At 45.8% G+C, this 19,343-nt stretch carries 24 protein-coding genes and 1 tRNA gene; 24 read left to right on the forward strand and 1 reads right to left on the reverse strand.

Annotation, left to right across the window (positions count from 1 at the left end; all coding sequences use genetic code 11):
• Nucleotides 1-16 precede the first annotated feature (16 nt).
• From rpsH to N4A56_RS09305, 24 genes are all read left to right on the forward strand, one after another.
• A complete protein-coding gene (gene rpsH / locus N4A56_RS09190; protein ID WP_293668232.1) occupies nt 17-397 on the forward strand; it encodes a 30S ribosomal protein S8 in 381 nt (126 codons plus the stop codon).
• An 11-nt stretch (nt 398-408) separates the two neighbouring features.
• Nucleotides 409-945, forward strand: coding sequence for a 50S ribosomal protein L6 (gene rplF, locus N4A56_RS09195; protein WP_293668231.1), 537 nt, complete (start codon nt 409-411; stop codon nt 943-945).
• A 14-nt stretch (nt 946-959) separates the two neighbouring features.
• Nucleotides 960-1,316 (forward strand): 50S ribosomal protein L18, encoded by a 357-nt coding sequence (gene rplR, locus N4A56_RS09200; RefSeq protein ID WP_293668230.1) that lies wholly within the window; start codon nt 960-962, stop codon nt 1,314-1,316.
• Between the two features lie 17 nt (nt 1,317-1,333).
• On the forward strand, nt 1,334-1,825 hold the full coding sequence (rpsE, locus tag N4A56_RS09205) for a 30S ribosomal protein S5 (RefSeq protein WP_020001435.1): 492 nt from the start codon (nt 1,334-1,336) through the stop codon (nt 1,823-1,825).
• An 8-nt stretch (nt 1,826-1,833) separates the two neighbouring features.
• Nucleotides 1,834-2,004 (forward strand): 50S ribosomal protein L30, encoded by a 171-nt coding sequence (rpmD, locus tag N4A56_RS09210; protein WP_293668229.1) that lies wholly within the window; start codon nt 1,834-1,836, stop codon nt 2,002-2,004.
• Nucleotides 2,004-2,453: a 50S ribosomal protein L15 gene (gene rplO / locus N4A56_RS09215; protein WP_293668228.1), complete on the forward strand. Its 450-nt coding sequence runs from the start codon at nt 2,004-2,006 to the stop codon at nt 2,451-2,453. Before rpmD ends, rplO begins: the two co-directional genes overlap by 1 nt.
• Before the next feature lie 7 nt (nt 2,454-2,460).
• Nucleotides 2,461-3,774 (forward strand): preprotein translocase subunit SecY, encoded by a 1,314-nt coding sequence (secY, locus tag N4A56_RS09220; protein WP_293668227.1) that lies wholly within the window; start codon nt 2,461-2,463, stop codon nt 3,772-3,774.
• Nucleotides 3,775-3,776: 2 nt separating this feature from the next.
• A complete protein-coding gene (gene map, locus N4A56_RS09225) occupies nt 3,777-4,544 on the forward strand; it encodes a type I methionyl aminopeptidase (protein ID WP_293668225.1) in 768 nt (255 codons plus the stop codon).
• A gap of 120 nt (nt 4,545-4,664) precedes the next feature.
• Nucleotides 4,665-4,778 (forward strand): 50S ribosomal protein L36, encoded by a 114-nt coding sequence (gene rpmJ, locus N4A56_RS09230; RefSeq protein WP_020001440.1) that lies wholly within the window; start codon nt 4,665-4,667, stop codon nt 4,776-4,778.
• An 18-nt stretch (nt 4,779-4,796) separates the two neighbouring features.
• Nucleotides 4,797-5,168 carry a 30S ribosomal protein S13 gene (rpsM, locus tag N4A56_RS09235; RefSeq protein ID WP_290924590.1) on the forward strand — a complete coding sequence of 124 codons (372 nt, stop codon included), beginning with the start codon at nt 4,797-4,799 and terminating at the stop codon, nt 5,166-5,168.
• A 161-nt stretch (nt 5,169-5,329) separates the two neighbouring features.
• Entirely contained in the window at nt 5,330-5,719 is a 390-nt protein-coding gene (gene rpsK / locus N4A56_RS09240; protein WP_293668224.1) for a 30S ribosomal protein S11, read from the forward strand.
• Between the two features lie 17 nt (nt 5,720-5,736).
• On the forward strand, nt 5,737-6,363 hold the full coding sequence (gene rpsD, locus N4A56_RS09245) for a 30S ribosomal protein S4 (protein WP_293668223.1): 627 nt from the start codon (nt 5,737-5,739) through the stop codon (nt 6,361-6,363).
• A gap of 13 nt (nt 6,364-6,376) precedes the next feature.
• Nucleotides 6,377-7,420 carry a DNA-directed RNA polymerase subunit alpha gene (locus N4A56_RS09250; protein ID WP_293668222.1) on the forward strand — a complete coding sequence of 348 codons (1,044 nt, stop codon included), beginning with the start codon at nt 6,377-6,379 and terminating at the stop codon, nt 7,418-7,420.
• Nucleotides 7,410-7,865 carry a 50S ribosomal protein L17 gene (gene rplQ, locus N4A56_RS09255; RefSeq protein WP_293668221.1) on the forward strand — a complete coding sequence of 152 codons (456 nt, stop codon included), beginning with the start codon at nt 7,410-7,412 and terminating at the stop codon, nt 7,863-7,865. The genes N4A56_RS09250 and rplQ overlap by 11 nt, the downstream gene beginning before the upstream one ends.
• Nucleotides 7,866-7,969: 104 nt before the next feature.
• Nucleotides 7,970-8,896, forward strand: a complete 927-nt coding sequence (locus N4A56_RS09260) for a selenium metabolism-associated LysR family transcriptional regulator (protein WP_293668220.1) — start codon at nt 7,970-7,972, stop codon at nt 8,894-8,896.
• Nucleotides 8,889-9,950, forward strand: coding sequence for a selenide, water dikinase SelD (gene selD, locus N4A56_RS09265; RefSeq protein ID WP_295546735.1), 1,062 nt, complete (start codon nt 8,889-8,891; stop codon nt 9,948-9,950). Before N4A56_RS09260 ends, selD begins: the two co-directional genes overlap by 8 nt.
• A gap of 198 nt (nt 9,951-10,148) precedes the next feature.
• Nucleotides 10,149-10,233 (forward strand) — tRNA-Leu (locus N4A56_RS09270).
• A gap of 81 nt (nt 10,234-10,314) precedes the next feature.
• Nucleotides 10,315-11,628: a trigger factor gene (gene tig, locus N4A56_RS09275; protein ID WP_293668216.1), complete on the forward strand. Its 1,314-nt coding sequence runs from the start codon at nt 10,315-10,317 to the stop codon at nt 11,626-11,628.
• A 263-nt stretch (nt 11,629-11,891) separates the two neighbouring features.
• The gene (gene clpP, locus N4A56_RS09280) at nt 11,892-12,494 is read left to right on the forward strand and encodes an ATP-dependent Clp endopeptidase proteolytic subunit ClpP (RefSeq protein ID WP_295546738.1); all 603 of its coding nucleotides are present in this window, start codon (nt 11,892-11,894) and stop codon (nt 12,492-12,494) included.
• 11 nt (nt 12,495-12,505) lie between these two features.
• On the forward strand, nt 12,506-13,756 hold the full coding sequence (clpX, locus tag N4A56_RS09285; RefSeq protein WP_293668213.1) for an ATP-dependent Clp protease ATP-binding subunit ClpX: 1,251 nt from the start codon (nt 12,506-12,508) through the stop codon (nt 13,754-13,756).
• A gap of 154 nt (nt 13,757-13,910) precedes the next feature.
• A complete protein-coding gene (gene lon / locus N4A56_RS09290) occupies nt 13,911-16,385 on the forward strand; it encodes an endopeptidase La (RefSeq protein WP_293668212.1) in 2,475 nt (824 codons plus the stop codon).
• Nucleotides 16,386-16,600: 215 nt separating this feature from the next.
• Nucleotides 16,601-17,419 carry a FlgO family outer membrane protein gene (locus N4A56_RS09295; protein WP_295546741.1) on the forward strand — a complete coding sequence of 273 codons (819 nt, stop codon included), beginning with the start codon at nt 16,601-16,603 and terminating at the stop codon, nt 17,417-17,419.
• A gap of 8 nt (nt 17,420-17,427) precedes the next feature.
• On the forward strand, nt 17,428-17,724 hold the full coding sequence (locus N4A56_RS09300) for a hypothetical protein (protein ID WP_293668209.1): 297 nt from the start codon (nt 17,428-17,430) through the stop codon (nt 17,722-17,724).
• Between the two features lie 11 nt (nt 17,725-17,735).
• Nucleotides 17,736-18,377 (forward strand): FlgO family outer membrane protein, encoded by a 642-nt coding sequence (locus N4A56_RS09305; protein WP_295546744.1) that lies wholly within the window; start codon nt 17,736-17,738, stop codon nt 18,375-18,377.
• A gap of 158 nt (nt 18,378-18,535) precedes the next feature.
• Here the strand turns inward: N4A56_RS09305 and N4A56_RS09310 are convergent, their stop codons facing one another.
• Nucleotides 18,536-19,339 carry a metal ABC transporter permease gene (locus N4A56_RS09310; RefSeq protein WP_293668207.1) on the reverse strand — a complete coding sequence of 268 codons (804 nt, stop codon included), beginning with the start codon at nt 19,337-19,339 and terminating at the stop codon, nt 18,536-18,538.
• Between the last annotated feature and the right edge of the window lie 4 nt (nt 19,340-19,343).

Below are 19,343 nucleotides of genomic sequence, written 5' to 3' on the forward strand. Positions count from 1 at the left end.
TCACAAGGAGTTTTAGATGCTGACTGATCCTATTGCTGACATGCTTACACGTGTCCGCAACGCGCACTTGGCCCTTCATAAGGAAGTGAGTGTGCCGCGCTCGAAGATGAAGGAATCCATTGCCTCCATCCTCAAGGCTGAGGGTTACGTAAACGACTTCTCTGTAGAAGATCGTGAAATCAAGATCACTTTGAAATACGTTAAAGGTAAAGCAGTTATTGCTGGTCTCAAGCGTATCTCTAAGCCAGGTCGTCGTGTTTACGTAGGTGCTCAGGACGTTCCATCCGTTCAGAACGGTCTTGGAATTTGTATCCTGTCCACATCCCGTGGTGTACTAGAAGGAAACGCTGCTAAAGAAGCTAATGCTGGCGGCGAAATCCTCTGCGAAATCTGGTAGCGGGTGCAGTCATGTCACGTATTGGTAAGCAGCCTGTAGCAATCCCTTCCGGTGTTGAAGTTAAGATTGCGGGCGAAGCTATTAATGTAAAGGGCCCTAAGGGCAGTATTTCTACTCCTGTAGAAGCTACCCTCAATTACGAAATTGCTGACGGCAAAGTAGTAATTACCCGCAAAGATGAGTCCCGCGTAGCTCGTGCACAGCACGGCCTTCGTCGTACTCTTGTTGCTAACTGCATCGACGGTGTAAGCAAAGGCTTCTCCAAAACTCTCGAAGTTAACGGTGTTGGTTACAAAGTTGCGGTTAAGGGAAAAAATGTTGAACTTGCAGTTGGGTTCTCCCATCCAGTTGTTATGCCTCTTCCAGAAGGAATCGAGGCTAAAGCTGAGGGTAACAAGCTGACAATTAGCGGCATCGATAAGCAGCTCGTAGGTGAGTTTGCAGCTACCGTTCGTCGTGTACGTCCGCCAGAACCTTACAAAGGCAAGGGCATTAAATACGATAATGAGCAGATCCGCCGCAAAGCCGGTAAATCTGCAGGTAAATAGGCAGGTCTAGACAGATGAAGTCCAAGAACGAAAAAAGGTTGCGTCGTAAAGTTCGCATCCGGAAAAAGATTTCAGGCTCTGCTGAATGTCCGCGTCTCGTTGTCTTCAGGTCTAACCTGCACATCTACGCTCAGCTTGTGGATGACTGCGAAGGTAAAACCATTGCAGCAGCTTCCACACTGACTCTTAGCAAAGACGGCGAAGCACTTAAATCCAACAAGGCTTCTGCAGCCAAGGTTGGCACAGAAATCGCTCGCCTTGCTAAGGAACAGAAAATCGAGCGCGTAGTGTTCGACCGTAACGGCTACATCTATCACGGCCGCATTCAGGCAATTGCTGATGCAGCTCGTGAAGCAGGCCTGAAATTCTAACAGGTATAGGTATAGTCATGGAACAAAACGAACTCGGTTTGATTGAAAAGATTGTCTATCTCAACCGCGTTGCTAAAGTTGTAAAGGGCGGCCGCCGTTTCAGCTTTTCCGCATTGGTTGTAGTAGGCGACGGTCAGGGCAATGTAGGCTTCGGCCTTGGTAAAGCTCAGGAAGTTCCTGAAGCTCTGCGCAAAGCCTCTGAGCGTGCAAAAAGAGACATGGTTCAGATCTCATTGGTTGACGGTACATTACCTTATGAGGTATTAGGTCGTTTCGGCGCTGGTCGTGTTCTTTTGAAGCCTGCTTCAAAAGGTACTGGTATCATCGCTGGTGGCCCGGTACGTGCGATTATGGAAGCTGTTGGTGTAACTGATATTCTTGCAAAAGCTATCGGTACCAACAACCCACATAACGTACTCCGTGCAACCATGGCTGGTCTGACATCCCTGCGCAGTGCTGACTATGTTGGTTCTCTGCGTGGTAAGAAGCTCGAAGCTCCTAGGAAGTAGGTATAGCCATGATCAAGGTTAAACTTGTACGTAGCCGGATCGGCTCTCTCCCTAAACAGCGTGCTGTACTGGACGCTCTGGGCCTGAAAAAGATCCGTCAGGAAAAACAGTTTAAGGACAATGCTGCAATACGCGGTATGATTGCTAAAGTTTCTCATATGGTGGAGGTTACGGAGTAATGCAACTTCACGAACTTTTCCCGTTTAAAGAGGAACGTAAGCAGCGTCGTCGTATCGGTCGTGGCTCCGGCTCTGGCTGGGGTAAGACTGCAGCAAAAGGTCATAAAGGTCAGAATGCACGCTCTGGTGGCGGCGTTCGTCCAGGTTTCGAAGGTGGCCAGATGCCTCTGGCTCGTCGTCTGCCTAAGCGTGGTTTCTCCAACGCTAAGTTTAAAGCAGTATACGACGTGATCAATCTTGATCGCCTTGCTGAAGCTTTTGAGGGTCAGACTAAGATCTCCCTCGAGGACATCTACGCACGCGGTCTTGCTAAGAACGGTGCAGCTGTTAAAATTCTCGGTCGTGGCGAAATTTCTGCTGCGCTGACAATTGAAGCTCACAAGTTCACTGCTTCTGCACTTGAAAAAATCCAAAACGCCGGCGGCGAAGCCAAGGCGCTTGAAGGGTAGGTAAAACGTGGCGCTCAGTGGTGTTGATAATCTGGCGAAACAGCCAGAACTGAAAAAGAAATTGTTGTGGACCTTCTTCTTACTCGCTGTTTACCGTATTGGTATTCATGTACCTGTTCCAGGAGTTGATGCAGCGGCGTTGTCTGATTTCTTTGCCAGCGTTCAAAACACCCTGTTCGGCCTGTTTGACATGTTTTCCGGGGGCGGACTTCGAAAGCTTTCGATCTTCGCTCTCGGTATCATGCCCTATATTTCTGCCTCTATTATCGTGCAGCTTTTGCAGGTAGTTTCACCTGATCTTAAGCGCATGGCAAAAGAGGAGGGGGCTTCTGGTCGTCAGAAGATTACCCAGTACACCCGTTATGGTACTGTCCTCATTACCATTATTCAGGGTCTGGGTATCGCAGTTGGTCTGGAAAGCATGACCAGCCCAGTTGGCGCACCAGTTGTACTTACAGCCGGATGGGCTTTCCGACTCACCACGATCATCACGCTTACCGCAGGTACCGTCTTGATTATGTGGCTAGGCGAGCAAATTACTGAAAAAGGTGTTGGAAATGGTATTTCCTTAATCATTTTCGCTGGTATTATTGCTGGTCTTCCGGGTGCCCTGCTTAGATCCTTTAACCTTGTTGGTGCAGGTGAACTCAGCATTTTTGTTGGTATTCTCATCCTCGCCATCATGGCTGCCGTTTTGGCATTTATTGTCTTTATGGAGCGTGGTCAACGCCGTATCCCTATCCATTATGCTAAGCGTCAAATGGGTAGAAAAATGGTTGGCGGACAGACTACTCATCTTCCACTGCGTGTTAACACTGCTGGTGTTATTCCACCGATTTTTGCATCTTCATTGCTCATGTTCCCGGCTACAATCGGTACATTTGCACCGGATGTAGAGTGGATTCAGCAGTTCTCTGCATGGTTTGCTCCACAGACAATTATATATAACATCATTTTCATCGCTCTCATTGTATTCTTCTGTTTCTTCTACACTGCAATTGTTTTTGATCCAAAAGACATTGCTGAAAACTTGAAGAACTCAGGTGGTTTTATTCCTGGTATTCGTCCAGGTGTAAAAACTCGTGAATACATTGATAAGGTCCTTTCCAGAATCACTCTGTGGGGTTCCTTTTACATCGCAGCTATCTGTGTTCTGCCAATGCTCCTTATCGCAAAGCTTAATGTTCCATTCTACTTTGGTGGAACAAGCCTCTTGATTATTGTTGGGGTTGCAATGGATTTCATGTCACAGGTAGAGTCTCACATGATCTCTCGCCAATACGAAGGACTTATGAGTAAGTCTAAGAAAGGTAGAAAGTAGAAGTGAAAAAATACCGCGGTGTTTTTTTAAAAAATGAGAAAGAAATTGGCCTCCTTAGAGAGGCCAATAGAATTGGTGCTATCATTCTTGACGTCCTGGGTGAACATGTTCGCCCAGGCGTTAAGACTATCTTTTTCCATGAGTTAACAATGAACTTGTGCAAACAGTTCAATGTTAAGCCTGCATTTCTCGGTCTCTATGGTTTTCCTTATTCTTTATGCTGTTCAATAAATGAAGAAATCGTTCACGGTTTTCCGTCTGAACGTGAGCTTAAAGAAGGTGACATAGTTTCTTTTGATGTTGGTGTCCTTTTTGAAGGTTTTTATGGCGATAATGCCAGAACCTTTGCAGTAGGATCTGTTTCGGAAAAAGCGCAAGAGCTTATGGACGTAACCCGTGAATCTTTGATGAAGGGTATTGAACAGGCTCGCCCGGGAAATAATCTCAACGATGTTTCCAGAGCTGTTCAGGAACATGCTGAATCCCATGGTTTTGGTATTGTTCGTCGCTTTGTAGGACACGGTATCGGTCGCAAGCTTCATGAAAAACCGGAAGTTCCTAACTTTGTTCCGCAGGGTAATTCGGGACTTCCGCTGAAAGCTGGAATGGTGATTGCCATTGAGCCTATGGTTACTGAAGGTTCGTTTGAAGTTGATATTCTTGATGACAAATGGACAGCTGTAACTAAGGACAGAAAGCTTTCTGCTCATTTTGAGCATTCTATTGCTATTACATCAGACGGTCCCGTTATTTTGAGTCTGTCTGATTAATTGAGTCAATACACGTTTTTTGTGTTGACTACTTGTGGAACTTGGTGTTACTGACTACAGTTCTGGGCTTGTGAGAGCTCAGTTTTGTTGTGTCAGAAGATCCAGACTATGGAGTCAAAGATGAAAGTCAGGCCTTCAGTTAAGAAAATGTGCTCTAAGTGCAAGGTTATCCGGCGCAAGGGCATCCTGAGAGTCATTTGCGAAAATCCCCGACATAAACAGCGTCAGGGCTAAGCATACCAGGAGTAAATTGTGGCTCGAATTGCAGGTGTAGATCTCCCAAGAGGTAAGCGTGCAGATATCGCTCTTACCTACATTTTCGGCATTGGTCGTTATACTGCTCTCCAGATCCTCGACACCGTAGGTGTTGACTGGACACGCAACATTGACGACGTAACTGCGGAAGAAGTTAACGAGATCCGTAAAGTTATTGAGCAGGACTACAAGGTAGAGGGCGACCTCCGCCGCGAAGTTTCTTCCAACATCAAACGTCTTATGGACTCCGGTTGTTACCGTGGTCTGCGTCACCGTCGCGGTCTTCCTGTGAGCGGTCAGCGTACTAAGACTAACGCACGTACCCGTAAAGGTCCACGTCGCGCTGTTGTTGGTAAGAAGAAGAAGTAAGTCCATCCTCATGTAGGATCAGGCGTGGAATCTCTCCCGAGCCTAAGGATGCTTTCATATGATGCAACCCTTAGACCCGGCGTATCACGGCTTAGTCATACTAAGCTCGTATGAGGTTCCCAACCCCATCTATCAATTAATCTAGTTGAGAGAGTATAGTTATGGCTAGACCCAAGCGTACGGGCAAGAAAAGAGAAAGAAAGAATATTCCCGTAGGGATCGCCCATATCCAGGCTACCTTCAACAATACCATTATTACCTTTACCGACACTCGTGGTAACGCAGTAAGTTGGGCATCCGCTGGCCAGTCCGGTTTCAAGGGTTCCCGTAAGTCTACTCCGTTTGCTGCTCAGGTTGCAGCTGATACTGCAGCCAAAAAAGCACAGGAAAACGGAATGCGTACTGTCGGTATCTACGTCAAAGGTCCAGGTACCGGTCGCGAAGCCGCCATGCGTGCTATCAACGCTGCTGGATTCAAGGTTGCGTTCATCCGTGACGTAACCCCGATCCCTCACAATGGCTGCCGTCCACCTAAGAGACGTCGCGTCTAATACAAGAGGAGATTGTTTTGGCTAAATATAATGGTGCTAAGTGTCGCATTTGTCGACGCGAAGGTTCAAAGTTATTCCTGAAAGGCGATCGCTGTTACACTGATAAATGCGCGTTTGACCGCCGTCCATACGCACCTGGACAGGCTGGTCGTGCACGCAAAAAAGTAAGCGATTACGCAGTTATGCTGCGCGAAAAGCAGAAAGTTCGTCGTATGTACGGCATTCTTGAAAAGCAGTTCCGCGCATACTTTAAAAAGGCTGACATGCAGAAAGGCGTTACTGGTGAAAACCTCCTCGCTCTTCTCGAACGTCGCCTTGATAACGTGGTATACCGTCTCGGCTACGCTAACTCACGTCAGCAGGCTCGTCAGATGGTTCGTCACGGCGTATTTACACTCAACAACCGTCAGGCAAACATTCCTTCTATGCAGGTGAAAGTTGGCGACGAAATCGTTGTTGTAGAAAAACATCGTAAAGATCCAGTTCTGGCGGAAGCTCAGGAAGTTATCGCTCGTCGCGGTTGTCCAAATTGGCTGGAAGTTGACGCCCCTAACTTCAAGGGTTCCGTTAAGGCTCTGCCTCAGCGCGAAGACATTCAGTTCCCAATCAACGAACAGCTGATTGTCGAGCTCTACTCCAAATAAGCGGGTTTAAAGCATGCTCATCAAACAAGGCGACAGAACTATTAATACTCGCAACTGGTCTGAGTTGGTTAAACCGGACACCATTGCGCGTATCGGCGAAGGCAACACGCAGTACGGTAAGTTTGTATGCGAGCCTCTTGAACGTGGATATGGTAACACCATCGGCAACTCTTTGCGTCGTGTGTTACTCGCTTCCCTTCAGGGCGCTGCCGCTGTTGCAGTAAAAATGTCAGGTGTACATCACGAGTTTACTACCATTGAAGGTGTGCTCGAAGATGTTACTGATATTGTACTGAACCTTAAGTCAGTACGTTTTGCTATGGACACGGAAGAACCTCAGCGTATTGAGTTCACCGCGAACAAGCAGGGCGCTGTAACTGCCGAAGCCATTAAAGGCAACCAGCACGTGATGGTTCTTAATCCGGATCAGCCATTATTCACTTTGACCGAGGATAAGGAAGTTACTTTCGAACTCGAGATCAGAATGGGTAAAGGTTACGTGCCTGCAGACATGCATGAAGGACTCAGCGATGAGATTGGTCTTATCAAGCTTGACGCTAGTTTTTCACCAGTTCGCAAGGTTGCCTACACTGTTGAGCAGGCCCGTGTCGGCCAGATGACCAACTATGACAAGCTCATCCTTGAGGTTTGGACTGATGGTTCAGTTTCACCTGAGGATGCCATTGCCTACAGTGCTAAGATCATTAAAGAACAGATTTCTGTTTTCATTAACTTCGACGAACGCATCTCTGAAGAAGAAAACGAACAGGCTGCTGCTGACAGCGGTCTGAACGAAAATCTCTTCAAAGGCATTGATGAGCTCGAACTTTCAGTTCGTGCTACTAACTGCCTGAAGAGTGCAAACGTTGCATTAGTTGGTGAACTTGTTCAGCGCACTGAATCTGAAATGCTTAAAACCAAAAACTTTGGCCGTAAGTCACTCGACGAAATTCGTCGCGTACTTGGCGAAATGGAACTGGATTTTGGCATGCAGGTTGAGGGCTTTGAGAAGAAATACCAGGATTGGTTGAAGAGGAAGCAGCAAAATGAGGCATAGAAAATCTGGAAAGAAATTCAGCAGAACACCTGCACATCGCAAGGCTATGTTTAGCAACATGGCTAAGTCTCTGCTGACTCATTACTCTCTTCGTACCACCGTGGTTAAAGCTAAAAGCCTGCGTGGCGTTATTGAGCCCCTGATTACTCTTGCTAAACGCAATGATCTTCATGCTCGCCGTCAGGCTTACAAAGTTCTTGGTTCTCACCAGCTCGTTAAGGTTCTGTTCGATGAAATCGGACCGCTTTTCGAAGGTGTACCAGGCGGCTACACTCGTGTTATCAAGCTCTCTACTCCACGTAAGGGCGATAACGCACCTATGGCTGTCATTGAACTTATTCGCAAGCCCGGTGCAGAAGAATCTGAATCTGTAGCTCCTATGAGCAAAGATCAGAAAGACGAAGCAGTAAAGCAGGCTGTTGAAGCTGCTACCGCAGCTGAATAATCTGCGGCTACTGTCTCGCACTATGCATATTAAAGACCGTTGTTTTACAACGGTCTTTTTTTATGTCAGTTGCAGTATTTCTTTTTTCGATGTAGGCAATAGGCATGATCGATTATAGAAAACTAGAAGCATTTTGCAAGGTGTATGAGTTGCAGAGCTTTTCCCGTGCCGGAAAGGAACTTTTTTTATCGCAACCTACTATCAGTGCACATGTTTCGGCGCTTGAGGCTGAGTTGAACGTCCCACTTCTAGATAGAATGGGGCGCATTGTTTTGCCTACGGAAGCTGGTGTTATTTTATATAAATATGCGAAGAAGGCTTTTGCGTCTCTCGATGCAGCCCGCGCAGAAATTGCACAGCTTAATGATGAGATTGCAGGGGAGATTATCATAGGCGGCAGCACGATACCTGCGCATTATCTCCTTCCTCGTGTAATGGCAAAATATATGCTCAAGCACACTACTGTAGATGTGTCGCTAAAGGTGGCTGATTCTGAAGCAGTTATTCAAAAGCTTTCGAATGGTGAGCTTTCTGTCGGTGTTGTGGGAGCATTCGAGAATGATCCAGAGCTGACATTTATTCCAATAGTAGACGATGAACTTGTTGTAATTGCTTCACCATCCTATTTGCAGCAGCCTATCGAATTGTCCATTGAAAATCTCGATGAGCATAGCTGGGTGATGCGTGAAAGAGGTTCAGGTACCCGTAAAGCATTTGCAAACGCCTTGGCAGAACATAATATTGATATACGGTCACTGCCGTCTGTTGTTCAGGTTGAGTCAACAAATGCGGTTATCCAGTTTGTTAAAGCTGGAATGGGGCTTTCCATAACATCCAGACTCGCGGTAAGCTCTGAAGTAGAGCGCGGAGATTTGTTGATTGTTCCGGTAGCCGATATGCAGCTTCATCGAAAATTTTTCTGTGTATATCATAATCGACGTCATTACTTCCCCGCTATTCATAGTTTTATTCACTTTTTAAAAGAGGAAACCCGCTCAATGCGGGATAGTGCAGGTTCTGTACATGACTAAACCGACAATAAATATGGTAGAGACTGTAAAGGCAGCAGGTTGAGCTGCAAAGATAGCTCCAGGGGACCTGGAGGAAATTTTACAATCTTTACCGCGTACTGCTGAAAGAGAGCAGGGCAGAATTCTTGCTGGAACTACAAATAATGAGGATGCAGCGATACTCTCGTTTCCAGCGGGGAAAGCAATCGTACAAACGTTGGATTTTTTTACACCTATTGTTAATGATCCTTACAAGTTTGGGCAAATTGCTGCTGCAAACTCGTTGTCGGATGTGTATGCCATGGGGGGCACGCCATGGTGCGCTATGAATATTGTCTGTTTTCCAGTCAAGAGCATGTCAAAAGGTATGCTCAGTGAAATTATTCGTGGTGGATACGATAAAATTGTCGAATCCGGTGCGGTTTTGGCTGGCGGACATAGCGTAGAGGATGCTGAGATTAAATATGGACTCTCTGTTACTGGCTATGTAGACGCAGATGCGTACACATCGAATGCCGGTTTGCAACAGGGGGACAAGCTTATTCTTACCAAGCCCGTTGGAACAGGCGTTTTGGCAACAGGCATTAAGGCTCGTTGGGATGGCGCTGATGAGATGGAAGAATTACTATTTAAGTGGTCGGCTCATTTGAATAATGTTGGTGGTGAGTTGATTCAAAAAATGGGGCTGAAGGCTGCGACTGATGTTACAGGATTCGGGCTTGGCGGTCATATCCTTGAAATGGCTCAGGCATCAAAATCGCTTGTAGCTATTGACTCCGAGGCCATTCCTATGCTTGATAAAGCCCTCGAGTTGGCAAGTATTGGATTGGTTCCTGAGGGGAGCCATGCAAATAGACTGCACTGTAAAAATGCAACAGAAGTTGCTACAGGTGTTGACTCTTTGCGTCTTGATCTTATATTTGACGCGCAGACCTCGGGAGGGCTTGTACTAGCTGTTCCTGAAGAGCGGGTTCAAGAGGCAATATCTTTCCTTGAAGAGAGGGGAGAGCTTGCCGCAGTTATCGGTGAAGTGCTGACAAGCGGTTCAGAATGCGGGACATTGCGTATTCGCTAAAAAATATGTGAAAAAATCTTTGTGAGTAGGATCATCTACTTAGCGCTTTTTTTCACAATAAATGCCGATAATTGTATTTTTATGCTTGAACTCTGTGCGCAGCAATGGTAAATGTCTGCGCCTTCGACATGTTACCAGCTTAGCGAGCGGAAACAGACAAAGTTCCGTTCCGGTAAAGTGTCACACATATGAATGAATGCGAGAGTGGCGGAATTGGTAGACGCACCAGATTTAGGATCTGGCGGTTAATCCCGTGAGAGTTCGAGTCTCTCCTTTCGCACCATATATTTCTATCCGGTCTTGACGTTGTTGATCGCCGGAGAATTTTTCTAATTTTTCCACTGGACAAGAAGGAGCGTGTGCCATGGAATATAAAGTAGAAGATCTGTCTCCGGTTAAGAAACAGATTAATATTACTGTTCCTGTGGACGAGGTTAATGCTGCACTTGCTGCAACTATCGCAATGTACCGTACCAACGTAGACCTGAAAGGTTTCCGTAAAGGTAAAGTACCTTCCAGCGTAATCGAAGGTCGCTTCAAGAAAGAAGTTTACTCTGAAGCAACTCAGGACCTCGTTAACGTTCACATCAACGAAGTAATCGGTGAAGGCGAGCTTTCTCCGGTTTCCCGCATCGACTTTGATGGCGGCGAGCTTGTTCGTGATGAAGAGTTTTCTTACTCTATTTCTTTTGAAGTAATGCCAGAGTTTGACCTTCCAAACTACGAAGGCATTGACGTTGAAGAAGAAAAAGTTGTTGTAGACGAAAAAGAAGTTGATGAAGTAATCGACCGCATCCGTGGCAACATGGCTGAAAACGTAGTTATCGCGGAAACCCGCGCTGCTAAAGACGGCGAAATTGCTGTAATCGACTTTGCTGCTTACGAAAACGGCGAGCCTGTTGAAGGCGTATCTGCTGAAAACTTCCAGATGACTCTTGGTGACAAGCAGGCTCTCGAAGATTTCGAAGCACTCGTTAAAACAATCACTGTTGGTGAGTCTGGTGAAGGCGAAGTTACTTTCCCAGAAGACTTCATCAACCCTGAGTTTGCAGGCAAATCTGTAACTATGAAAGTTACTGTTCACGCTATTCAGGAGAAAAAACTTCCTGAACTCAACGACGAACTTGCTAAGAAAGCAGGTGGTTTCGATTCCGTTGAGAAAATGCGCGAAGCTGTTGTAGAATCATACAAAAGCAGCCGTTTGCAGCTTAATAAATCTCAGGCTCAGAAAACCATGCTCGACTCTCTCTTGAAGACTGTTGACTTCCCGCTTCCAGATACCATGGTTGACGGTCACGTTGACAGCCTCATTCAGGAACGCATTGAGCGTCTTGAGCGTCAGGGTAAGTCTGTTGAATCTCTCGGCAAAACTCCTGAAGAACTCCGCACTGAAGTTCGTCCAGAAGCAGAAGAGATCGCTAAGACTCAGGTTTTCCTTATCGCAGTAGCGAAGAAAGAAGGCGTAGAAGTAACTGATCAGGAAGTTGATATGCAGCTTCACCAGATCGCAATGCGCGCTGGTCAGGAATTCCACGTAGTTAAAGATTACTACTCTAAAAACAACCTTCTCTTCAGCCTTCGTGATCGTCTCCTTGCTGACAAAGCAATGGACGCAATTTACGAAAAAGCTAACGTTACTGAAGTTGAGCCAAAGAAAGAAGAAGAAAAAGAAGACTAAGTTCTCTTTTTACTTTCTTCTAACTAGACGAAATAAACGGGGCGGCATATATGCTTGCCCCGTTTTTTTGCTTTATATGCAAGTTATCACAAATTGAGCCTTTTTGCTTCTTGAGCACTTGGGTCAACTTCTGCTAGGTTGCAATAAGTCCGTTTGTAAGAACGGGTGGTACGCTTCTGTTATAGATATGCTGCGTACATTCGCTGCCCTTTCTTTTTCCAAGCCTACAACTTATACTTTTTTACCACTGTTAGGAGTGCGTTATGGCAGTGCCTATTGTTATTGAAACCACCGGTCGGTCTGAACGTGCCTACGATATCTACTCCCGTTTGCTTAAAGACCGGATTATTCTTCTTGGAACTCCTATTGATGATCAGATTGCGTCATTAATTTGTGCACAGCTGTTGTTCCTGGAATCAGAGAATCCAGAAAAAGAAATTTACATGTACATCAACTCTCCTGGTGGAGCAGTTACCGCAGGCATGGCAATTTATGATACCATGCAATATATTTCTGCACCTGTTGCAACATTGTGTATGGGACAGGCAGCTAGCATGGGTGCTTTGCTTCTCGCTGCCGGTGCCGAAGGCAAGCGTTACTCTTTGCCTAATAGCCGCATTATGATTCATCAGCCGCTTGGCGGAGTTCAGGGGCAGGCTACGGATATTGATATCCATGCCAAAGAAATTTTGCGTTTAAAAGATTCTTTGAATGGTATTCTTGCTCATCATACAGGGCAAGACTTGGCAACCATAGAGAAACACACTGAGCGTGATAACTTTATGGGACCTCAACAAGCAAAAGAATTCGGACTTATTGACGAAATTCTTGTATCCCGTAATGACATTCTTAAAACAGAGAAGTAGTGGGACACTATATGGATAAAGACTCAACCGACACAATCGAAGAGCTCAATTGCACGTTCTGCGGAAAAGGACAGGATCAAGTTGCCCGTCTTATTGCAGGCCCTGAAGTCTATATTTGTGACGAATGCATCGCTCTTTGTAATGAGATCATCGCGCAGGAAAATACTGAAGTCGTTGAAAGCGGCGATCAGTTACTTACTCCTGAAGAAATCAAAAGCAAACTCGACGAGTATGTTATTGGTCAGCATCAGGCAAAGAAAATTTTGTCTGTAGCTGTGCATAACCACTACAAGCGTGTGTTCTATGAACATAAGCTTGGTGATGTTGAGCTTGAGAAAAGTAATATTCTGCTTGCCGGTCCTTCCGGTAGCGGTAAAACATTACTCGCAAAAACACTTGCGCGTGTTCTTAATGTTCCGTTTGCTATTGCAGACGCTACAACCCTCACTGAAGCAGGGTATGTTGGTGAAGATGTAGAGAATATTCTTGTGCAGCTGTTGCAGAATGCTGATTACGATATTGAATCTGCTGCAAAAGGTATTATCTACATCGACGAGATTGATAAAATTTCTCGTAAGGGTGACGGACCTTCTATCACCCGTGACGTATCCGGTGAAGGCGTGCAGCAAGCTCTGCTGAAAATTATTGAAGGTACCATTGCCAATATTCCTCCTAAAGGTGGTCGCAAGCATCCGCAGCAGGAATTTATTCGAATGGACACTTCAAACATCCTCTTTATTGTGGGGGGTGCGTTTATCGGTCTTGATAAGATTATTGAAAAACGCATGAGCGGCAAAGTCATGGGCTTTGGTGCTAAAGTTACAGCTAAAGAAGATTTATCCTTCACTTCTTTGCTGACACAGGTACAGCCGAACGACCTCGTGAAATTTGGTCTTATTCCAGAATTCATTGGTCGTATTCCGGTAATTACTTGTGTGGAAGAGCTTGGCGAAGATGACCTTGTTCGAATTCTTACAGAGCCTAAAAACGCTCTGGTGCGCCAGTACCAGAAGCTTTTTGAGTTCGACAAAGTATCATTACGCATTACCACAAACGCGCTTAAAGCGATTTCCCGTCAGGCAATTGATCGCAAGACAGGAGCAAGGGGACTGCGTAACGTTATGGAATCTATCATGCTGGAGATTATGTACCACTTACCATCCCTTAAGGGAGTTAAGGAGTGCGTAGTAAACAGGGCGGTAGTTGAAGAAGGAAAAGAGCCGATGCTCATTTACGAAAATGAGGCAAAAACTGCTTCTTAATTAGTTAGTTATCAAAATGCATCACATGAATGTGTGATGCATTTTGAGTATATTCAGCTGAAGCAATTGACAATTCGGCACCGAGACTTAACTATCTCATGGTGCCTCTTGTCTTCCTTGCGGAAGAGTGCATGGCACGAAACGAGGAGGATATATGACTGAGATTGGAACAAGCGACGAAAAGCGTCTTGCTACCATTCAACTCCCACTGATGTCCCTGCGGGAAGTAGTAATGTTCCCGCGTTCGATTATACCTTTGTTTGTTGGTCGAGAGGCCTCTATAAAGGCTATCGAGCATGCTATTGCTGATAGCAGTAAAGAAATTTTTCTTGTAGCCCAGCGCGAGCCGGAGATGGAAGTTCCGGAAGCAGACGATTTGTTCCAAGTCGGTACTGTTTCTAAAGTGCTTCAGATGCTTAGACTGCCTGACGGCACTATTAAAGTGCTGTTCGAAGGTCTTTACCGTGCCAGCTGGACTCCTGCCGGTATCGAAAAGATAGAGACAGAAGAAGAGGGCGAGGAAGAACTGAGTTTTGTTCTCGCCGATGTGACTCCAGTCGATGAAAATGACATTGAAGGTACAGAAGCCGAAGCGCTTGCCCGTGCTTGTCATGAGTCATTAGAAGAGTACGCAAAAATTAATAAAAAACTCGCTCAGGAAACGCTGCTTGCGATTAATGCTGTAAGCTCTGTGGGTAAATTGGCAGATGCCATTATGCCGCATCTTAAAGTTGATTACCGCATGAAGCAGGAAGTTCTTGAATTGACTGATCCTGTTCAGCGCCTTGAAAAAGTGTATGAACTGCTTCAGGGCGAAATTGCCATTACATCTATGGAAAAACGCATCAAAAATCGCGTTAAGCATCAGATGGAACGCAACCAGAAAGAGTACTACCTCAACGAGCAGATCAAAGCGATTAATAAAGAAATGGGTCGTGATGATGACCCACAGGAAGAGCTTAACGAGCTTGAAGCCAAGCTTAATGCTAAAGACATGCCTGATGACGCGCGCGACCGCGGTCTGCGTGAGCTTAAAAAGCTTCGTGGTATGCCTGCTTCTTCCGCAGAATATACTGTTGTCCGCAACTACATTGATTGGATTGTAGATCTTCCTTGGAACAACCTTAAAGATACTCCGATTGATATTGACGGAGCGCGCTCAATTTTGGATCAAGACCATTTTGGACTTGAAAAGCCAAAAGAGCGTATTCTGGAATTTCTTGCAGTACAAAAGCTTGCTACCAAGTTGAAAGGTCCTATCCTGTGTCTTGTGGGCCCTCCGGGTGTTGGTAAAACATCTCTTGCACGTTCTATTGCACGCGCAACTAATCGTGATTTCGTACGGTTGTCTCTCGGTGGCGTGCGTGACGAAGCTGAAGTGCGCGGTCATAGACGTACATATGTTGGTGCTCTGCCGGGTAAAATTATTCAGTCTCTTAAACGAGTTGATTATAATAACCCGCTGTTCTGTCTTGATGAAATCGACAAGATGAGCACTGATTTCAGAGGTGACCCATCCGCAGCGTTGCTTGAAGTGCTTGATCCTGAACAGAACGGTACATTTAACGATCACTACCTTGATTTAGACTATGATCTGTCGCAGGTGTTCTTTATTACAACTGCAAACAGTCTTCAGTCTATTCCGCTTCCTCTTCAGGACAGAATGGAAATTATTCAGCTTCCGGGATACCTTGAAACTGAGAAAAAACGTATTGCTCGCGATTTCCTGTTGCCGAAACAAATTGAGCAGCACGGAATTAAAAGCGACAACCTGCGTATGTCCGACAATGTTATTATGGACATTATCCGGTACTACACCAGAGAAGCAGGGGTGCGTAACCTTGAGCGTGAAATAGCTTCAATTTGTCGTAAAGCAGCAATGCGTGTTGTAGAAGCGGACGATATGGATAAGCTTGTATCCATTACAACGCAGAATCTGTCCAACTTGCTTGGTGTTAAAAAATATCGTTACGGCGAACGGGAAGATGAATCGCAGGTTGGCGTAACCACAGGTCTTGCTTGGACAGAGCTTGGTGGTGAGCTGTTGCTGGTTGAAACAGCAATTATGCCGGGTACAGGTAAAGTTTCTATCACAGGTAAGCTCGGAGAAGTTATGACTGAGTCAGCACAGGCAGCTCTTTCGTACATCCGCTCCCGTTCCGGCTTGTTTGGTTTGAAACCGGACTTCCATAAATCTGTGGATATCCATGTGCACGTACCGGAAGGCGCAACGCCTAAAGATGGTCCTTCAGCTGGTATCACTCTGTGTACCTCAATGGTATCTGCACTACTTGGCATTCCAGTACGGAACGATATCGCAATGACAGGTGAAATTACCTTGCGTGGTCGTGTTCTGCCAATTGGTGGACTGCGTGAAAAGCTTTTAGCTGCACGCCGTGGACTTATCACCACTGTACTTATTCCTAAAGATAATGAAAAAGATCTTAAGGATATCCCTGCTGACGTTCTTAAAGGAATGACGATTGTTCCTGTTGAGAATGTTGATGAAGTGCTTCCACATGCTCTTGCAGCGGAATCTTCAGATATTTATCAGGGAAAATGTCAAACAAGAGAGTTGTTAGACTCTTTAAAGATTTGTGAACCTGACGCAGCACAGGTTACACACTAATTATAAAAAAATAGCCGTGCATTGCTGTGCACCGTATCAGGTGTGTGTATGGCTCTGGCTTACGTAGTAAAAGACCGTCCAATGGACGGTCTTTTTTTTGTACTGGTGAGGCATGATATTCTATTTAAGTTTTCTCCTCCAGCGCCGATAGTGAATGTAACTCGGCTAATAATGAACGCACCTGAACTGGTACGAACTTGATATGGAGGATCGGCATGTCTAATGCTTTTCGCGGCGTTTTGATAGCGCTCATGGTTATTACGGTTGGCGTCCCGAAAGTATGGGCAGAACAGCAACCACAAAAGAAAGTATACGGTGCAGTGGAAAGCATGGTGCCGGAATCGGCAGATGCTGCGTACATGGAAGATACACCGCTTACTTCCGTAACCACTGTCATCAATTATGACAGCGGGGTTATGCTTCCAGATGGAACTGGTGGTATGCTGTGGCGCAAAGGCGCTACACGCCCTGATCTTACCGCAGGTGATGATGCGCGTGAAGTTAAACTGAAAGTTCGCGAGCTTGCAAATCAGCTTTTGTGCAACCTTGATTGGGAAGTGTTCAAAAATGCGAGCATCCTTCCTGTCACCTTTGTTGAACAGGATAATTTCGAGCGATCTTCAGGATTTGGTCGCTACGTCGCTGAATCTCTCATCTACGAATTTAACCAGCGCAATGTGCCGGTAAAAGAATACCGTATAGGAAACGAAATTTTAGGGCGCAAGGGTGAAGGTGAGTTTATGCTGACCCGTAACCATCGTACTTATGTCAAAAACAGACGTTCTCTTGCTGTTGTTGGTACATACTATCAGGTGAAGGGAAATGTTTTCGTGAATGCTCGCATCGTACGTGTTTCTGATAACGCTGTACTTCGCACCGCGCAGCTTGTGTTTCAGCAGACTGATGTTATTCGTAGAATGCTGGCTGATACCGGTCCTAAATTAAGCTCTGGGTATGTTTCTATGCGTGACTTTACAACAATGACCAGAGCAAATGATCTGACAGCCATCGATCTTGGCGAAGATCTGCATTAGGAGCTGACATGAAAAAAGTATTACTTATTGCACTGGTAATTGCTCTTAGTGGCTGTACTGCTTTTAAAGCCCGCAAGTCACCTACAGCGCAGCGTCCTACAGTCTATAAAGTTGTGGCTTCACCGTATAGCAGCAACTCAATGCAAAATTTATATATCGGTCGAAAATATATAGCAGAGCAGCGATATGAGCTGGCAAAAGAGCACTTCTTGCTTGCACTTGCTTCCGCAGAACACGAAAACATGCGTGAGCAGCTTGTATCTGAAATTACAGCTGTGAATCGCTTAATCGAAACCCTTCGGTAGGGGAGGTATACATGCTTCGTTACATATTTACAGCGCTAATAATGTTTGTGTGCCTGTTGTTGCCGTTTGCTGCTTCTGCCGGAACATTCACAGATTACTTCACAGCAGAAAAAGAAGCGCCTGAGCAAAAACAGCAGGTGGTTACTAAAACTATTCCGATGGTTGCAAATACACTTGCAGCGCAGCTTGATGCACAGCTGCGTGATAAGCTGAATTTAGACTCAGGTGACGTTGAGAGCTATGGTGTTATTGTGACAACACCGGTTGCCCTTGGTGATCTTGAAGAGACAAGCTCCCTTGCCCGTCAAATGGGAGAAGAGCTTTCACGTTGGTTCGTTTGTTCCGGTTACAAGGTACAGGAAGTTCGTAAAGGACGCTCTGTTTTGTTCGAACCGCGTGCTGGCGAATTTATCTTAACTCGCCGTACTCATGTGCTGGCTAACGAAAATGTCCGTGCAACGATCATTGTTGCAGGAACCTACACGCAGACATTGAATCGTGTCCGTTTTAACATGCGTTTCATTCATGCACCGACTAATGAGGTACTTGCAATGGCGACTCATACTCTGCCTTTGAATGCAGAGATGCGCTTGCTCACTGCGGGTACTAATGAAAATCGCGGCGTGGTTCCAAGCGTGGGAACAAGCTTCTAGTAGCGATCTCAATTAGTATACAAAAGCCCCTGACTTTATCATATAATTTGATAGAGTCAGGGGCTTTTTTTGTCTTGTTTTACATCGTAAATTTGCGCTGCTGTTTTGGGAGGAAAAAGCTATTTAGCGCCGTTAAGCTGATAATGTAGAATTTTCCTCTAGCTCTTACGTAGCTGGTCTATGGTGACCATAGTAAAGAAGCAGGTCGCAGCAACAGCAATGATACTGGCTCCTGACGTTATGTTGAACCAGTACGCGAAAAAGAGTCCGGTAATACAAAACAACGTACTCCACAGGATGGCAGCAACAATCATCGTGGCAAGGCTGCATGCTCTGCGCTCCGCAATAAACGGAGGAATGGTGAGTAGAGCAATGACAAGAATAAGTCCTACGACTCGTATAATCATGACGATGGATAAAGCAGCCATGCATACAAGTAGAGTGTGTAAGAGTGACGCGGGTAATCCTCTTGATTTTGCGTATTCAGCATCAAAGGTAATGCTAAGTAGCCCGGGGTAAAGAAGGATAGTTGCTGCTACAATAAAGATATCCAGCCCCAGCATTAACCAAAGATCAAAAGAGGATACCGTGAGAATTGATCCAAAAAGAAAGCTCATGAGATCAACGTTGTAGCCGGGGGTTAGGTCGATAAGGATAATACCGAAAGCCATACCGGCTGCCCAAAGTACGCCAATAACAGTGTCGGCTTTTTCTTTATGCCGTTGAGCGATATTCGACATAAGTATGGATGAGCCAAGCGTGAATCCAAGGGTGCATGGCAGTACTGGCAGCCCGAAGAAAAAGGCTAAACCAACACCGCCGTATGCCGCATGTGCAACGCCGCCTGCAAGAAATACAAGACGGTTAAGTACAACAAGGGTACCGACAATACCACACGCAATGGAAGCCAGAACAGATGCCGCAAGGGCATTTTGCATGAAAGGAAGAGTGAGTATGTCCACGTTG

It is taken from the genome of Halodesulfovibrio sp., from assembly GCF_025210605.1.
In the GTDB taxonomy this organism is placed as follows: domain Bacteria; phylum Desulfobacterota; class Desulfovibrionia; order Desulfovibrionales; family Desulfovibrionaceae; genus Halodesulfovibrio.

Bases quoted from the DNA above. Each gene is read 5' to 3' on its own strand.
- lon (WP_293668212.1), top strand. From the start codon at position 13,911: ATGACTGAGATTGGAACAAGCGACGAAAAGCGTCTTGCTACCATTCAA.
- rplQ (WP_293668221.1), top strand. From the start codon at position 7,410: ATGAGGCATAGAAAATCTGGAAAGAAATTCAGCAGAACACCTGCACAT.
- rpsK (WP_293668224.1), top strand. From the start codon at position 5,330: ATGGCTAGACCCAAGCGTACGGGCAAGAAAAGAGAAAGAAAGAATATT.
- rplO (WP_293668228.1), top strand. From the start codon at position 2,004: ATGCAACTTCACGAACTTTTCCCGTTTAAAGAGGAACGTAAGCAGCGT.
- N4A56_RS09305 (WP_295546744.1), top strand. From the start codon at position 17,736: ATGCTTCGTTACATATTTACAGCGCTAATAATGTTTGTGTGCCTGTTG.
- N4A56_RS09300 (WP_293668209.1), top strand. From the start codon at position 17,428: ATGAAAAAAGTATTACTTATTGCACTGGTAATTGCTCTTAGTGGCTGT.
- N4A56_RS09250 (WP_293668222.1), top strand. From the start codon at position 6,377: ATGCTCATCAAACAAGGCGACAGAACTATTAATACTCGCAACTGGTCT.
- rpmJ (WP_020001440.1), top strand. From the start codon at position 4,665: ATGAAAGTCAGGCCTTCAGTTAAGAAAATGTGCTCTAAGTGCAAGGTT.
- rpsH (WP_293668232.1), top strand. From the start codon at position 17: ATGCTGACTGATCCTATTGCTGACATGCTTACACGTGTCCGCAACGCG.
- rpsE (WP_020001435.1), top strand. From the start codon at position 1,334: ATGGAACAAAACGAACTCGGTTTGATTGAAAAGATTGTCTATCTCAAC.
- clpX (WP_293668213.1), top strand. From the start codon at position 12,506: ATGGATAAAGACTCAACCGACACAATCGAAGAGCTCAATTGCACGTTC.
- clpP (WP_295546738.1), top strand. From the start codon at position 11,892: ATGGCAGTGCCTATTGTTATTGAAACCACCGGTCGGTCTGAACGTGCC.
- N4A56_RS09295 (WP_295546741.1), top strand. From the start codon at position 16,601: ATGTCTAATGCTTTTCGCGGCGTTTTGATAGCGCTCATGGTTATTACG.
- rpmD (WP_293668229.1), top strand. From the start codon at position 1,834: ATGATCAAGGTTAAACTTGTACGTAGCCGGATCGGCTCTCTCCCTAAA.
- rplF (WP_293668231.1), top strand. From the start codon at position 409: ATGTCACGTATTGGTAAGCAGCCTGTAGCAATCCCTTCCGGTGTTGAA.
- rplR (WP_293668230.1), top strand. From the start codon at position 960: ATGAAGTCCAAGAACGAAAAAAGGTTGCGTCGTAAAGTTCGCATCCGG.
- tig (WP_293668216.1), top strand. From the start codon at position 10,315: ATGGAATATAAAGTAGAAGATCTGTCTCCGGTTAAGAAACAGATTAAT.
- N4A56_RS09260 (WP_293668220.1), top strand. From the start codon at position 7,970: ATGATCGATTATAGAAAACTAGAAGCATTTTGCAAGGTGTATGAGTTG.